Origin of the sequence: Thermus thermamylovorans (assembly GCF_004307015.1) — a bacterium.
In the GTDB taxonomy this organism is placed as follows: Bacteria; Deinococcota; Deinococci; order Deinococcales; family Thermaceae; genus Thermus; species Thermus thermamylovorans.
In genome coordinates this window covers 1-14,917 of sequence record NZ_SIJL01000009.1, presented here as the reverse complement: position 1 = coordinate 14,917, position 14,917 = coordinate 1, and the positions used below count along the sequence as shown (strand labels likewise).

Below are 14,917 nucleotides of genomic sequence, written 5' to 3'. Positions count from 1 at the left end.
CCCTACCGGACCACCGCCCCCGGGGGGATATCCCCCTCCACCGTCGCCAGGGCTAGCCTATCCCCCTCCTGGGCGGCCAGGATCATGCCCTGGCTCTCCACGCCCCGGAGCCTGGCGGGCTTGAGGTTGGCCACCAGCACCACCTTCTTCCCCACGAGCTCCTCGGGGCGGTACCAGCGGGCGATGCCCGCCACCACCGTGCGCTCCTCGTTTCCCAGGGAGAGCCTCAGCACCAGGAGCCTGTCGGCGTTGGGGTGCCGTTCTGCCGCCACCACCTCCGCCACCCGCAGCTCCACCTTGGCGAAGTCCTCGAGGCCGATCCGTCCGCCCTGCGGCCCCTTGACCTCCGCGCTGCCTCCTGGCCCCGCCCTTTGCGGCGCGGCCTCCTTGGGAAAGAGCACGGGGGCCTCCTCCGGGATGGGAAGGGGCTCGGCAAGGCCCCAGCGCTCGGCCTCCTCCAGGCGCACCTCCTCCTTCAGCCCCAGGGCCCGGCGGAGCTCGGCTATCTTGTCCGGCATGGCGGGGGTGAGGAGGATGGAGGCGATGCGCAAGCCCTCCACCACCCGGTAGAGGACCGCCCTGGCCTCCCCCGGGTCCTTGCGGTATAGCTCCCAGGGGCGCCTCTCGTTGATGTAGCGGTTCAGGCCCTTCACGTAGGCCATGGCCTCCTCGAGGGCCACGTGGAACTTTAGCTCCCGCACCAAAAGGCGGAGGCGCTCCGCCAGCCGGGTACCCTCCTCCACCTCTTCCCCGGCCACCGGCTCCGGCACCCGCCCTTCCGCGTAGCGCAGGAGCATGGCCCGGGTGCGCTGCACCAGGTTCCCCAGGTCGTCGGCCAGGTCGGCCTCGTACCGGGTCCTCAGGGCCTCCTCGCTCACCGGGGTGTCCTGGCCGTAGGGGATTTCCCGGAGAAGGTAGTAGCGCACCGCGTCCTTCCCGTACCGCTCCGCCAGGGCGAAGGGGTCCACCACGTTCCCCAGGGTCTTGCTCATCTTGCGCCCGTCCGGGCCCAGGAGGAACCCCCCCACCCCCAGGTGCCGGTACATGGGGATGCCCGCCGCCTTCAGCATGGTGGGCCAGAAGACCGCGTGGGGCTTCAGGATGTCCTTGCCGATGAGGTGCCAGGCGTGGGGCCAGAAGATCCGGTAGCCTTCCCCGTCGGGGTAGCCCAGGGCGGAGACGTAGTTGAGGAGGGCGTCGAACCACACGTAGGTCACGTGCCCCTCATCCCACGGCAGGGGGATGCCCCAGGGGACCCGGGCCTTGGGCCGGGAGATGGAGAGGTCCCCGATGGGCTCGGCGAGCATGGCGAGCACCTCGTTGCGGTACCCCTCGGGGCGGATGAGGTCGGGATGGGTCTGCAGGTAGTCGATGAGCCACTCCCGGTACCGCTCCATGCGGAAGAAGTAGTTGCCCTCTTTGCGCCTCTCCACGGGCCGCCCATGTAGGGGGCAAAGGCCCTCGGAAAGCTCCTTCTCCGTGTAAAAGCGCTCGCAGGAGACGCAGTAAAGCCCCTCGTACTCCCCGTAGTAGATGTCCCCCGCCTCGTAGACCTTCTGGAGTACCCCTTGCACCACCCGCCGGTGCCTTTCCTCCGTGGTGCGGATGAAGCCATCGTAGGCGATGCCCAGGAGGTCCCAGGCCCGCCGGAAGCGCTCAGAAACCCGGTCCACGAAGGCCTTGGGGTCCTCCCCCGCCCCCAGAGCGGCCCGGTAGACCGTCTCCCCGTGCTCGTCGGTACCCGTGAGGAAGAAGGTCCGGTAGCCGTCCAGGCGGTGCCACCGGGCCAGGAAGTCCGCCACCACCGTGGAGTAGGCGTGGCCCAGGTGGGGCTCGGCGTTCACGTAGTAGATGGGGGTGGTGATGTAAAAGACCTTTTCCACGCTCGCCTCCTAAAAAACCCGGGGCATGCGCCCCGGGCGGGGAAGCCCCCCTGCCCTACCCCCGGGGCATGCCCTTCATGGGCAACATCTTAACACCCGGGAGCCCGGGGCACACCCTGAGGGGTCCTTCCCCTGGGAAAAGGACACCCCCCCAACCCCTTTGCGGCCCCCCTTGGCCTGGGCCGCCACGGGGCGACTAGGGCAGGAGCTCCTCCACCCCCAAAGGCCCCGCCACCAGGGCCCGGGTGGCCAGGCCCACAAAGAGCCCCGTTTCCACCACCCCGGGGATCTCCAGAAGGGCCCGGTGAAGGCCCATTGGGTCCCCGATGGGCCCGAAGCGGCAGTCGGCGATGAGGTGGCCGCCGTCGGTGAAGTAGACCTCGTCCCCGTCCATGCGGAGCTCGGGCTCTCCCCCCAGGGCAGCGATGGCCCGGAGGGTGGCCCGGTAGCCGAAGGGCACCACCTCCACCGGCACCGCCCCCCGCCCCAAAACCGGCACCTTCTTGGTGTGGTCGGCGACCACGAGGAACTCCCTGGCGGAACTCTCCACGATCTTCTCCCGCAGGAGGGCCCCGCCCCTCCCCTTCACCAGGGAGAGGTCCGGGGCGATCTCGTCCGCCCCGTCGATGGCCAGGTCCACCCCTTCCGGGGGGAGGTCCACGAGGGGGATGCCCTCCTTGAGGGCCAGGGCCTCCGTGGCCCTGGAGGTGGGCACCCCCCGCACCCCCCTTAGCTCCCCCTCCCGCAGGCGGCGGGCGAGCTCCAGCACCGCGTAGCGGGCGGTGGAGCCGGTGCCCAGGCCCACCAGCATCCCATCCTGCACGTAGGCCACCGCGGCGTGGGCCGCCTCCTTCTTGTAGCTCTCCAGGGGCCTCTCCATCACGACCCCTTAAGGGCCCGGAGGGCCTCGGCCACCTCCTCCGCGTGGCCCTCGGGGGAGACCTTCCGCCACACCTTGGCGATGCGCCCCTCGGGGTCGATGAGGAAGGTCTGGCGCAGAACCCCCTCGTACTCCTTGCCGTAGAGGTTCTTCTTGCCCCAGGCCCCGTAGGCCAGGATGGCCTGGCGCCCGGGGTCGGAGAGGAGGGGGAAGTTCAGGCCGTACTTCTCCGCGAAGCGCCGGTGGCTCTCCACGTCGTCCGCGGAAACCCCCAGGACCACCGCCCCCAGGGCCACCAGGTCCCCCATGCGGTCGCGGAAGCCGCAGGCCTCCTTGGTGCACCCCGGGGTGTCGTCCTTGGGGTAGAAGTAGAGGACCACCCATCTCCCCCGGTAATCGGAAAGCCGGTGAGTCCGCCCCTCCTGGTCGGGTAGGGCAAAGTCGGGTGCAGCAGTTCCAGGCTCCATGAGGGCATCTTACCCCAAGCCCCCGGAGCGGGGATAAGGGGGCGCTAAAGTTTGTAGCCGAAACGGCGGAGAAGGTCTTTGCGCCAGGCCACCTCGGCCTCGTCCTCCACCCCCAGGGGCCCGTAGCCGTCCATGACCCCCAGGATGGCCCTCTGCTCCCCCTCCTCCGCCACCACCACCTGGAGGGGGTTGGCGGTGGCGGCGAAGATCCTGACCACCTCGGGGCAAGCCTTCACCGCGTGTAGGACGTTGATAGGGTAGAAGCCCTCCCCCAAGACGATGAGGAAGGTGTGCCCTGCCGCCAGGCTCAGGAGGTTCTTCACCGCCAGCTCGGTGAGCTCGGGGTCGGTGCCCGAGCGGCGGATGAGGCGCTTACCGCTGGCCTCGGAGAAGGCGAGGCCGAACCGGATGCCCGGCACCGCGGTGACCAGGGCCTCGTGCAGGTCCTCCACCGTCTTGATGAAGTGGGCCTGGCCCAGGATGACGTTCAGGTTTGCCGGTTTCTCGATGGGGATCAGCTTCAGCTCCATGCCCCCATTCTACCCGTGGCCCAGGCCCCACCCGAAGGCCCCTGGAAGGTGCTAGGATGGGGCCCATGGACGTCCTGGAGAAGGCGGTGGCGGGGGAGCGGCTTTCCGAGGCGGAGGTGGTGGCCCTCTTCCACCTCCCCCTCCCCGAGCTGGCCGCCGCCGCCCACGAGGTGCGTCTACAAAAGACGGACCCCGAGGTGGTGACCTTCCTCATCGACCGGAACATCAACTATACCAACGTCTGCACCGTGGCCTGCGCCTTCTGCGCCTTCTACCGCACCAGGCGGCAGAAGGACGCCTACACCCTCACCTACGAGGCCATCGCCCAGAAGGTGGAGGAGCTCTACCGGGTGGGGGGGAGGCGCATCCTCATGCAAGGGGGGGTGAACCCGGAGCTTCCTCTGGAATGGTACCTGGACCTCCTGCGCTACCTGAAGGGCCGTTTCCCCGACCTGCGCATCGACGCTTTCAGCCCCGAGGAGATCCTGGGCCTGGAACGGCTCACCGGCCTCCGGGCGGAGGAGGTCCTGGAGAGGCTCAAGGAGGCGGGCCTGGACGGGATGCCGGGAGCGGGGGCGGAGATCCTGGTGGACGAGGTGCGGCTAGGGGCGGCCCCGGCCCGCATAAGGACGGCGGACTGGTACCGCATCGTGGACGCCGCCCAGTCCTTGGGGCTTTACACCCTGGCCAGCATGGTGATCGGCTTCGGGGAAGGCCCCAGGGAGCGCACAGCCCACCTCCTGGGCCTCCGCGCCCAGCAGGACCGGGCCCTCGAGCGCTACGGCAACGGCTTTGCCGCCTTTGCCCTTTGGACCTTGCAGGTGGAGCACACCCGCCTGAAGGGGAAGGCCCCGGGGGCCACGGCCCACGAGTACCTGAGGACCTTAAGCGTGGCCCGGCTCGCCCTGGACAACCTTGCCCACCTGCAGGCCTCCTGGCCCACCCTGGGGTTCAAGGTGGCCCAGGCCGCCCTCTACTACGGGGCCGACGACTTCGGCAGCACCATGCTGGAGGAGAACGTGGTCTCGGCGGCAGGGGGGCATGGGCGCACCCACGCCACGGTGCGCCAGATCGTGCGCCACATCGTGGACGCAGGCTTCCGCCCCGCGGAGCGGGACCCCCTCTACCGCATCCTGCGCTACCCGGACCCCGAGGCCATCCTGGCCGAGAAGGAGCCGGTGGAACTCCCCCTGGCCTAACACCCTTTTCCGCCGAACCCCCCGCCTCACCGAGGCGGAGGAGGCGGCCACCCTTCCCACGGACCCCTAGGGGGACGGGGTCCGCGTGGGATGGCCTCAGGGGCACTGCCCCTGGCGGTAAAGATCAAAACCGGTGTAAAGGGCGGCCTGGTAGGGCTCGCCCTCCTGGGCGGCATCATAGCCGTTCCAGCCGTGGCGCACCCGGAGAAGCCGCAGGGTACCCACCCAGTAGAGCTTGTCCCCGGAGCCGTTAGCGTAGAGGAGGTACCGGCTGCAGGTGTCGCCCAGAACCGTATCTCCCCCGCTGAAGCGGCCGTTGTTGTCCTCGTCCCGGTAAGCCACCACCTGGTAGCTGCCCTCGGCGGCCACGGGGGGAAGCTCCATCCAGTAGCCCCGGAGGAGGCTCGGGTCCTTGATCTCCAGCGGGTTGGAGTAGTCCAATTGGCCCTCGGAGGTCAGGCCCACCAGGGCCAACCTCAGGCCCGAGGCCACCTCCTGCCAGTCCCCCTGAAACCCGCCCGTCACCTTAGGACCTCCAAAACCAGGGATAAGGCCACACGCAGCCAAGAACAGCAGCCCTACCCCTACGGGGAAGATCCTCGTCAGCCCCACGGTTCACCTCCGGAGGGGAGGCTACCCCCCGGAGGTTAACAGGCGGTAAACGATCCCCTCCCCAGGGCACCTCCCCCGGCGAAGCCAAGGCGGCGTCAGGCCGGCTCCTTCTGGAAGAGCCCCTGCCGGACCTCCTCCAGGATCGGCGCCAAGGGGCGGCCCGCCTCGAGGGCCCGAATGAGGGCGCTCCCCACCACCACCCCGTCGGCCACCGCCGCCTGGGCAGCGGTCTCCCGCCCCGAAACCCCGAACCCCACCGCCACGGGAAGGGGAGTCTTGGCCCGGATCCGCCGCACCAGGTCCCGCACCTCCTCGGGCAGGCGCTCCCGCTCCCCCGTCACCCCGGTCACGGAGACCGCGTAGACGAAGCCCGTGGCGTGGCGGACCACGGTCTCCACGCGCCTTTCCGTGGAGGTGGGCGCCAGGAGGAAGACCGTCTCCAGGCCGATCTCCTGGGCCAGGCGCACCAGGGCCGGGTCCTCGTCCGGGGGGAGGTCGGGGAGGATCAGGCCCGTGGCCCCCGCCTGCTGGAAGAGGCTGAAAAAGCGCTCAGGACCCCAGGCCAGGACCGGGTTCAGGTAGGTCATGAGGAAGAGGGGCTTAGGGGTGAGGGCGCGCACCTCCCGCACCAGCTCCAAAACCCCCTGGACGCTCATGCCCTTCTTGAGGGCCACCTCGCTGGCCCGCTGGATCACGGGGCCATCCCCCAGGGGGTCGGAGTAGGGCAGGCCGATCTCCAGAAGGTCGGCCAAAGGCAGGACCTCCCTGACCGCCTCCAGGAAGCCTTCGCGGCTGGGGAAGCCCGCGGTGAGGTAGGGGATGAGGGCGGCCCGGCCTTCGGCCCTGGCCCGGAGGAAGGCCTCGCGGGTGGTCACAGCTCCCCCCCCAAAAGGCGCATGGCCTCGGTCACGTCCTTGTCCCCCCGGCCGGAGAGGTTGAGGACCACGATCTGGTCCTTGTCCATCTCCGGCACCACCTTGGCCGCGTGGGCGATGGCGTGGGCCGACTCCAGGGCGGGGAGGATGCCCTCCAGGCGCGCCAGGAGCTTGAAGCCCTCCAGGGCCTCCTCGTCCGTCACGCCGGCGTACTCCGCGATCCCCTGGTCGGCGTAGTAGCTGTGCTCCGGCCCCACCCCCGGGTAGTCCAGGCCCGCGGAGACGGAGTGGGCCGGGGTGATCTGGCCGTCGTGGTCGTAGAGGAGGTACATGTAGCTGCCGTGCAAGACCCCCCGCTTTCCCGCCCCGATGCTGGCCGCGTGCCTGCCCGTGGAAAGCCCCTCCCCCGCCGCCTCCACCCCGATGAGCCTCGGGCGCTCCCCCTCCGGCAGGTAGGCGAAGGGAGCGAAGAGGCCGATGGCGTTGGAACCCCCGCCCACCGCGGCGATGAGGGCGTCGGGGTAGCGGCCGAAAAGCTCTAGGCTCTGGGCCTTCACCTCCTCGCCGATGACGCTCTGGAACTCCCGCACCATCATGGGGTAGGGGTGGGGGCCCACCACCGAGCCCAGGATGTAGAAGGTGCTGCGCACATGGGTGAGCCAGTCCCGGATGGCCTCGTTGGTGGCGTCCTTGAGGGTGCGGCTCCCCGCGGCCACAGGCCGCACCTCGGCTCCCAGAAGCTTCATGCGGAAGACGTTCAGGGCCTGCCGCCTAACGTCCTCCTCCNCGGCTCCCCGCGGCCACGGGCCGCACCTCAGCCCCCAGGAGCTTCATGCGGAAGACGTTTAGGGCCTGCCGCCTCACGTCCTCCTCTCCCATGTAGACCACGCACTCCAGGCCGAAAAGCGCCGCCACCGTGGCCACGCTGACCCCGTGCTGGCCCGCCCCCGTTTCGGCGATAACCCGCCTCTTGCCCATGCGCCGGGCCAGAAGGGCCTGGCCCAGGGTGTTGTTGATCTTGTGGGCCCCGGTGTGGAGGAGGTCCTCCCGCTTCAGGTACACCTGGGCCCCGCCCCAGTGCTGGGAAAGCCTCTTGGCGTGAAAAAGGGGGGTGGGGCGCCCGGCGAAGGCCTTGAGGTAGTGGGCGAGCTCCTCCAGGAAGGCGGGGTCCCGCTTGGCCTCCTTGTAGGCGGCCTCCACCTCTTCCAAGGCGGGAATCAGGGTCTCGGGGACGTACCGACCCCCGTAGGGGCCAAACCGCCCCCGCTCGTCGGGCAAGGGAAAATCCGGCAACCTCAGCATGGCTGACTCCAAACAGGGCACGGGGTGCCCAAAGCCCACTCATCCTAAAGCCTCTTCGCCCGGGCGCAAAGCGGCCTCAGGCCCGGTAGCGCCCGTGCCTCCACGGGAAGGCGCAGGGGGTTCTCGCCCGCATACGTCTAGGGTAGGGCCCTTGGGGCCAGAGGGCAAGTAGACTTGAGGGCATGGAGCCGCTCAAAGAAATCCCCGTTCTGGACAAGGGCTTCGTGCGCCTGGTGGAGGCCATGGGGGACGACGGCGCCATCGTCCAGGCCGCCCGGGTGTCCTACGGGGAGGGCACCAAGACGGTGCGGGAGGATGCCGCCCTCATCGACTACCTCATGCGCCACCGCCACACCAGCCCCTTCGAGATGGTGGAGTTCAAGTTCCACGTGAAGGCCCCCCTCTTCGTGGTGCGGCAGTGGTTCCGCCACCGCACCGCCAGCGTCAACGAGATCTCCGGGCGCTACTCCGTGCTCAAGGAAGAGTTTTACGAACCGCGGGCGTGGCGGAGGCAAGCCCGGCGGAACAAGCAGGGCTCCGAGGGGGAGGTGGCCGACCCGGAGGCCCTGGCCCTCCTCCAGGGGGTGGAGGGGGAGGCCTACCGGGCCTACCGGGCCCTTCTGGAAAGGGGGATCGCCCGTGAGATGGCCCGCATGGTCCTGCCCCTGAACCTCTACACCGAGTTCTACTGGAAGCAGGACCTCCACAACCTCTTCCACTTCCTGGCCCTGCGCCTGGCCCCCGAGGCCCAGTGGGAGATAAGGCAGTACGCGGAGGCCATCGCCCGTCTGGTGAAGGAGAGGGTGCCCCTGGCCTGGCAGAGCTTCGAGGAGCACGTGCTCCGAGGGGCCCACCTCTCCCGCACCGAGCTCAAGGCCCTCCAGGGCCTCCTCACCCCGGAGCTCTACGAGAAGGCCCTCCTGGCCTTGGGGCTTACCCCCTCCCGGGTGCGGGAGGCCCTGGACAAGGTCTTCGGTCCCGAACCCTAGGAGGCTGAGGGGAACTCCGGCCGCTTCCCCGTGCGTTCGGCGATGAGCCGGTAAAGCTCCTCCTCCGTGAGGGTGGGCACCCCCAGGGCCCGGGCCTTCTCCAGCTTGCTCCCCGGGGCCTCCCCCACCACCAGGTAGCCCGTCTTGCGGCTCACGGCGTCCGTCACCTTGGCCCCCAGGCGCCGGAGGAGGGCCTTCACCTCCTCCCGGGGCCGGGAAAGCTCCCCGGTGAGGACGAAGGTGAGACCCTTGAGGGCCTCCCCGCCCCGCTCCTTGGCCTCCATCTCCACCCCCGCTTCCTTCAGGCGGCGCACCAGGTCGCGGAAAGCCGGGTTGCGGAGGGTCTCCAGGATGCCCTTAGCGGTGAGCTCCCCCACCTCCTCCACCTCCAGAAGCTCCTCCAAGGAGGCCTCCAGGAGGCGGTCCATGGTGCGGAAGCGCGCCGCCAGGTTGCGGGCCAGGACCTCCCCCACCCCGGGAAGCCCCAGGGCGTAGAGGAGGCGCTCCAGGCCCCGCCCCTTGCTCTCCTCGATCTGGCGGAGGAGGTTTTGGGCGCTCTTTTCCCCCATGCGCTCCAGGCCCAAAAGGTCCTCCTCCTTGAGGCGGTAGAGGTCGGCCACATCCTTCACCAAGCCCCTTTCCAGGAGCTTTTCGATGAGCTTCTCCCCCAGGCCCCCGATGTCCATGGCCTTGCGGGAGGCGTAGTGGCGGAGGGCCTCGAAGCGCTTGGCGGGGCACAAGGGGTTGGGGCAGCGGTGCACCTTGCCCTCCTTGACCAGGCGGTGGCCGCACTCGGGGCAGGCTTCGGGCCAGAGGATGGGCTTCTCCTCGCCGGTGCGCCGCTCTTTGAGCACCCTCAGGACCTCGGGGATCACCCCCCCGGCCTTGTGCACCAAGACCCAGTCCCCCACGCGCACGTCCAGCTCCTCGAGGTAGCTCTCGTTGTGGAGGGTGACCCGGGCCACCTCGCTTCCCTCAATGAAAACGGGCCTCAGGAGGCCCACCGGGGTTACCCGGCCCGTGCGCCCCACCTGGAAGACCACGTCCAAAAGCTGGGTTTCCTTTTCCTCCGCGGGGAACTTGTAGGCGATGGCGAAGCGGGGGGCCCGGGCGGTGTAGCCCAGCTCCCGCCAAAGGGAAAGCTCATCCAGCTTCACCACCACCCCATCCGCCTCGAAGGAAAGGCTCCGCCGCTCCCTCAGCCAGGACTGGTACACCCCCTCCACTCCCTCCGCCCCGTAGGCCCGGGCGAAGCCGTGCTCTACGGGGAAGCCCTTCTCCTTGAGCCAGTGGAGGAGGTCCAGCTGGGTCCTCAGGCCCGACTCCTCCAGGCCCAGCCCCAGGGCGTAGAAGGTGGCCCTGAGCCCCCTTCCCGCGGTGATCCGGGGGTCCTTTTGCCGCAGGCTCCCGGCGGCGGCGTTCCGGGGGTTCTTGAAGACCTTCTCCCCCTTTTCCTCCAGCTCCTCGTTGAGGCGGAGGAAGGCCTCGAGGGGCATGTAGACCTCCCCCCGGACCTCGAGGCGCTCCGGCACCCCCTTAAGCCTTCGGGGGATGGTGGGGATGGTGAGGAGGTTCTGGGTGACCTCCTCCCCCGTCTCCCCGTCCCCCCGGGTGGCCCCCCAGACCAGGATCCCCTCCTCGTAGTAGAGGTTCACGGAGAGCCCGTCCACCTTGTGCTCCACCGCGTAGGCGAAGGGGCCCTTCCGCCCCAGGGCCCGCTCGAGGCGCTCCTCAAAGGCCCTGACCTCCTCCAGGGTGAAGGCGTTGTCCAGAGAGTACATGCGGGTGGGGTGGCGGAGGGGGCGGAAGGTGGCCTCAAGGTAGCCTAGCGGCTGACCAAGATAGCCTAACGGCTGACCCAGGGGCCTGGCCCCCACCTGCGCCGTGGGGGAGTCGGGGCTTTTGAGCTCGGGAAAACGCTCCTCCAGCTCCTCAAGCTCGCGAAGCAGTCGATCGTACTCGGCATCGGAGATCTCCGGGGCGTCCAGGACGTAGTAGCGGTAGTTGTGGTAGCGGATGAGGTCCCTTAGCTCGTTGGCGCGCCTTCTGGCCTCCTCCAGGGTCATGGTTCCAGTCTACCTTGGGGTATACTGGGCCTGACCCTGGGGCCCTCGGCCAAGCTCCGGGGTGGATATCGTGTGCGTAAGGAAAGGAGGTCTGAAGGTGAAGCAGAAAGCCGTGCTGTTGCTGCTCCTAGGAGCCCTGGCCCTCCTCCTCACCGCCTGCCCCAGGCGGGCGGCGGAGGAGGCCCCGGCTCCCGCGGAGGCCCCTGGCGCGGAGGTACGGGTAGGGATCGCTTTTGACGCCGGCGGCAAGTTCGACCGTTCCTTCAACCAGTCCGCCTGGGAGGGGGCGGAGCGGGCCGCCCGGGAGCTTGGGGTGCAGATCTTCGACTTCGAGCCCGCCGACCCCGCCCAGGTGGGCCAGGGGATCCGCACCTTCGCGGAGGAGGGCTTCGACCTGGTGATCGGGGTGGGCTTCGCCAACGAGCCCGCCATCGCCGCCACGGCCCGGGAGTTCCCCAACGTGAACTTCGCGGTCATCGACGCCGTCCCCGGGGAGGGTGAGCTGCCCAACGCCCTGGGCATCGTCTTCCGCGAGCACGAGGGGAGCTTCCTGGTGGGCTACATCGCCGGCAAGCTCACCCGCACCGGGGTGGTGGGCTTCATCGGCGGCATGGACATCCCCCTGATCCACAAGTTCGAGGCCGGCTTCCGCGCCGGGGCAGAGTACGCCTTCCGGGAGGACGGCATAGAGGGCCGCGTCCTGGTGGGCTACGTGGGCAACACCCCCGCGGCCTGGAACGACCCCGCCCGGGCCAAGGAGATCGCCGCCAGCCAGGCCCGGCAGGGGGCGGACATCATCTACGCCGCTGCGGGCGGCTCGGGGCTTGGCCTGATCGACTTCGTCAAGGAGCAGATGTGCCTCAGGGAGGGCGGGGCGGTGCGCTTCGTACGGGAGAGCCCCTTCTTCTTCCTCAACCCCTACCCCGAGTACGAGGCCCGCTGCGGCGGGGACACCACCCCCATGTTCTTCATCGGGGTGGACGCCAACCAGAACTACCTGGGGGACACGGACAACGACCCCTTCACCCTCAACCACGGCCTCACCTCCATGGTGAAGCGGGTGGACGTGGCCGTCTTCGAGGCCATCCAGGCCGTGGTGGAGGGCACCTTCCGGGGCGGGGTGCGGGAGCTGGGCCTGGCCGAGGAGGGGGTAGGCTACGCCCTGGACGAGTACAACATGAGCCTCATCCCCTGGGACCTCCAGGACCGGCTGGAGGACCTGAAGCAGGCCATCATCAACGGCGAGATCCAGGTGCCGGAGACCCGCTAAGGGGAAGATGGGGGTGCCGGGGGCCCTGGCCCCCGGCTCTGCTATACTCCCCTCGTGGCGAAGGCCCTGGCGCTACAAGGCATCACCAAGCGCTTCCCCCTGGTCCTGGCCAACGACCGCATCGGCCTGGACCTGGAGTGGGGCGAGGTCCTGGCCCTGGTGGGGGAGAACGGGGCGGGCAAGTCCACCCTGATGCGGATCGTCTACGGCCTCCTCCCCCCGGACCGGGGGGAGATGTGGGTGGCGGGCCGCCCCTACCGCCCCAAAAGCCCCCTGGACGCCATCCGCGCCGGGATCGGCATGGTCCACCAGCACTTCATGCTGGTGGAGCCCTTCACCGTCTTGGAAAACCTGGTCCTGGGCCTGGAACCGGGAAGCCCCTTCTTCCTCAACCTGGAGCAGGCCAGACGGCGGGCTTCGGCCCTCATGGAGGAGCTGGGCTTTCAGGTCCCCTTGGACGAGCGGATCGAGAACCTGCCCGTGGGGCTGCAGCAGCGGGTGGAGATCCTCAAAGCCCTCTACCGTGAGGCCAAGATCCTCATCCTGGACGAGCCCACCGCCGTCCTCACCCCCCAGGAGGCGGAGGAGCTCTTCCGTTTCCTCCGGGCCTACGCGGCCAAGGGCAACGCCGCCATCTTCATCAGCCACAAGCTGAAGGAGGTTTTGCAGGTCTCCGACCGGGTTACGGTGATCCGGGACGGGAGGGTGGTGGGCACGGTGAGGACCCCGGCGACCTCTCTGGAGGAGCTGGCCCGCATGATGGTGGGGCGGGAGGTGGTCCTGCGGGTACCGAAGGGCCCCGCACGGCCCGGGGAGGTGGTGCTGGAGGTGGAGGGCCTCGAGGCCCCTCCCCGGCTCAAGGGGGTGAGCTTTAGGGTGCGCTCCGGGGAGATCGTGGGCATCGCCGGGGTGGAGGGGAACGGGCAGACGGAGCTGGTGGAGGCCCTCACCGGGCTTCGGCCCCACCGGGGGGTGGTGCGCTACCTGGGAAAGCCCCTCCCCCCCCTGGCCCGCAGGGTCCGGGAGGCGGGGGTGAGCCACATCCCCGAGGACCGGCAGGCCCGGGGCCTGGTGCTGGACTTCTCCGTGCGGGAAAACGCCGTCCTCGGCGACCAGCACCGGAGGCCCTTCCGGGGGTTTTTGGGCTTTCTGGACGGCGACCGGCTGGAGGCCCACGCCCGGGAGCTGGTGGAGACCTTCGACGTCCGCCCCCGCTCCACCGGGCTTTCCGCAAGGCGCTTCTCCGGGGGCAACCAGCAGAAGATCGTGGTGGGCCGGGAGCTCCTCAGGGCCCCCAGGCTCCTCGTGGCCGCCCAGCCCACCCGGGGGGTGGACGTGGGGGCCATCGAGTTCATCCACCAGCGCCTGGTGGAGGCCCGGGACCGGGGTCTGGCGGTGCTCCTGGTTTCCGCCGACCTCTCCGAGGTGCTCTCCCTCGCTGACCGCATCCTGGTGATGTACGAGGGCAGGATCGTGGGGGAGCTCACCCCCGAAGAGGCCAAGGGCCAGCCGGAAGGCTACCTGGAGGAACGGCTCGGCCTCCTCATGGCCGGGGTCCCGGCCTGAGGCGGGGGGTGTAGAATGGAGGACAAATGTCCCGTGAACCCCTTCTCCGGGTAGAAGGCCTGGTCAAGGACTTCGGGGGCCTAAGGGCGGTGAACGGCTGCACCTTCGCCGTGGCGGAGGGCTCCATCACCGGCCTCATCGGCCCCAACGGGGCGGGCAAGACCACGGTCTTCAACCTCATCACCGGCTTCCTCAGGCCCGACGCGGGCCGGGTCCTCTTCCAGGGGGAGGAGATCACCGGCCTGCCCCCCTACCGGATCTTCCGCAAGGGCCTGGCCCGCACCTTCCAGATCCCCCGGGAGCACCGCCTCCTCACCGTCTTGGAAAACCTGATGCTGGTGCCCCTGGGCCAGCTGGGAGAAGGGTTCTGGAACGTCTGGTTCCGGCCCCAGGCGGTGCGGGCCCAGGAGGAGGCCATCCGGCAAAGGGCCCTGGAGGTCCTGGAGTTCGTGGAGCTCCTCCACCTCAAGGACGAGTACGCGGGCAACCTCTCCGGGGGGCAGCGGAAGCTTCTGGAGCTGGCCCGGGTTCTCATGGCCGAGCCCAGGCTGGTCCTTTTGGACGAGCCCGGGGCCGGGGTGAACCCCACCCTGATGAAAAAGCTTGCGGAAAAGATCCTGGAGCTCAACCGCAAGGGCCTGACCTTCCTCATCATCGAGCACGACATGGACCTGGTGATGCGGCTTTGCGACCCCATCGTGGTCCTGAGCGAGGGGAGCGTCCTCAAGGAGGGCTCCCCGGAGGCGGTGCGGCGGGACCCCAAGGTCCTGGAGGCCTATTTGGGAGGGCAGTATGGCGCTTTTGAGGGCTGAGGGGATCGTGGCCGGCTACGGGGAGCTGGAGATCCTCAAGGGGGTCCGCCTGCGGGTGGACCCCGGGGAGATCGTGGTGATCATCGGCCCCAACGGGGCGGGGAAGAGCACCCTGGTCAAGGCCCTCTTCGGCCTGGTGCGGGTGAAGGAGGGCCGGGTGGAGTTCGCCGGGGAGGAGGTCACCCGCAAGCCGCCGGAGCTCCTCATCCGCAAGGGCATGGCCTACGTGCCCCAGGTGAACAACGTCTTCCAGAACCTCACCGTGGAGGAGAACCTGGAGATGGGGGCCTACGTGCTACAAGGGGACCTTAAAGAGCGCAAGGAGCGGGTCTACACCCTCTTCCCCCGGCTCTACGAGCGCCGGGGGCAGAAGGCGGGGCAGCTTTCCGGGGGGGAAAGGCAGATGGTGGCCATCGGCCGGGCCCTGATGCTCTCCCCCAAGCTCCTCATCCTGGACGAGCCCACC

13 protein-coding genes and 1 pseudogene are annotated in these 14,917 nt (G+C 69.2%); 6 read left to right on the top strand and 8 right to left on the bottom strand.

Annotation, left to right across the window (positions count from 1 at the left end; translation table 11 throughout):
* Nucleotides 1-2: 2 nt before the first annotated feature.
* From metG to ETP66_RS07750, 4 genes are all read right to left on the bottom strand, one after another.
* Nucleotides 3-1,883, bottom strand: a complete 1,881-nt coding sequence (gene metG, locus ETP66_RS07765) for a methionine--tRNA ligase (RefSeq protein ID WP_130842067.1) — start codon at nt 1,881-1,883, stop codon at nt 3-5.
* Between the two features lie 196 nt (nt 1,884-2,079).
* A complete protein-coding gene (gene rpiA / locus ETP66_RS07760) occupies nt 2,080-2,763 on the bottom strand; it encodes a ribose-5-phosphate isomerase RpiA (RefSeq protein WP_130842066.1) in 684 nt (227 codons plus the stop codon).
* Complete coding sequence (bcp, locus tag ETP66_RS07755; protein WP_130842065.1) at nt 2,763-3,230, bottom strand: thioredoxin-dependent thiol peroxidase; 468 nt, start codon at nt 3,228-3,230, stop codon at nt 2,763-2,765. Before bcp ends, rpiA begins: the two co-directional genes overlap by 1 nt.
* 44 nt (nt 3,231-3,274) lie before the next feature.
* A complete protein-coding gene (locus ETP66_RS07750; RefSeq protein WP_130842064.1) occupies nt 3,275-3,760 on the bottom strand; it encodes an adenosine diphosphatase in 486 nt (161 codons plus the stop codon).
* Nucleotides 3,761-3,816: 56 nt separating this feature from the next.
* On the opposite strand from ETP66_RS07750, the gene ETP66_RS07745 reads away from it, so the two are divergent.
* Entirely contained in the window at nt 3,817-4,959 is a 1,143-nt protein-coding gene (locus ETP66_RS07745; protein WP_130842063.1) for a CofH family radical SAM protein, read from the top strand.
* Nucleotides 4,960-5,055: 96 nt separating this feature from the next.
* Here ETP66_RS07745 and ETP66_RS07740 read toward each other — a convergent pair whose 3' ends face one another.
* The 3 genes and pseudogenes from ETP66_RS07740 to ETP66_RS07730 form a co-directional block, all read right to left on the bottom strand.
* Entirely contained in the window at nt 5,056-5,484 is a 429-nt protein-coding gene (locus tag ETP66_RS07740) for a hypothetical protein (RefSeq protein WP_236630136.1), read from the bottom strand.
* A 182-nt stretch (nt 5,485-5,666) separates the two neighbouring features.
* Complete coding sequence (gene trpA, locus ETP66_RS07735) at nt 5,667-6,446, bottom strand: tryptophan synthase subunit alpha (protein ID WP_130842062.1); 780 nt, start codon at nt 6,444-6,446, stop codon at nt 5,667-5,669.
* Nucleotides 6,443-7,748: pseudogene (locus ETP66_RS07730) on the bottom strand (tryptophan synthase subunit beta). The gene trpA and the pseudogene ETP66_RS07730 overlap by 4 nt, the downstream one beginning before the upstream one ends.
* A 182-nt stretch (nt 7,749-7,930) precedes the next feature.
* On the opposite strand from ETP66_RS07730, the gene thyX reads away from it, so the two are divergent.
* A complete protein-coding gene (thyX, locus tag ETP66_RS07725) occupies nt 7,931-8,737 on the top strand; it encodes an FAD-dependent thymidylate synthase (RefSeq protein ID WP_130842061.1) in 807 nt (268 codons plus the stop codon).
* Here the strand turns inward: thyX and ligA are convergent.
* The gene (ligA, locus tag ETP66_RS07720; protein ID WP_130842060.1) at nt 8,734-10,803 is read right to left on the bottom strand and encodes an NAD-dependent DNA ligase LigA; all 2,070 of its coding nucleotides are present in this window, start codon (nt 10,801-10,803) and stop codon (nt 8,734-8,736) included. The two genes, thyX and ligA, sit on opposite strands and share 4 nt — an antisense overlap.
* Nucleotides 10,804-10,900: 97 nt before the next feature.
* Between ligA and ETP66_RS07715 the strand changes: the two genes are divergently transcribed.
* The 4 genes from ETP66_RS07715 to ETP66_RS07700 all read left to right on the top strand — a co-directional run.
* Nucleotides 10,901-12,073, top strand: a complete 1,173-nt coding sequence (locus ETP66_RS07715) for a BMP family lipoprotein (protein WP_130842059.1) — start codon at nt 10,901-10,903, stop codon at nt 12,071-12,073.
* 54 nt (nt 12,074-12,127) lie between these two features.
* Nucleotides 12,128-13,639 (top strand): ABC transporter ATP-binding protein, encoded by a 1,512-nt coding sequence (locus ETP66_RS07710; RefSeq protein WP_130842058.1) that lies wholly within the window; start codon nt 12,128-12,130, stop codon nt 13,637-13,639.
* Between the two features lie 26 nt (nt 13,640-13,665).
* Nucleotides 13,666-14,451: an ABC transporter ATP-binding protein gene (locus ETP66_RS07705; RefSeq protein WP_130842057.1), complete on the top strand. Its 786-nt coding sequence runs from the start codon at nt 13,666-13,668 to the stop codon at nt 14,449-14,451.
* The coding region (locus tag ETP66_RS07700; protein WP_130842056.1) for an ABC transporter ATP-binding protein at nt 14,432-14,917 on the top strand (486 nt) is incomplete at its 3' end. The genes ETP66_RS07705 and ETP66_RS07700, both read left to right, overlap by 20 nt.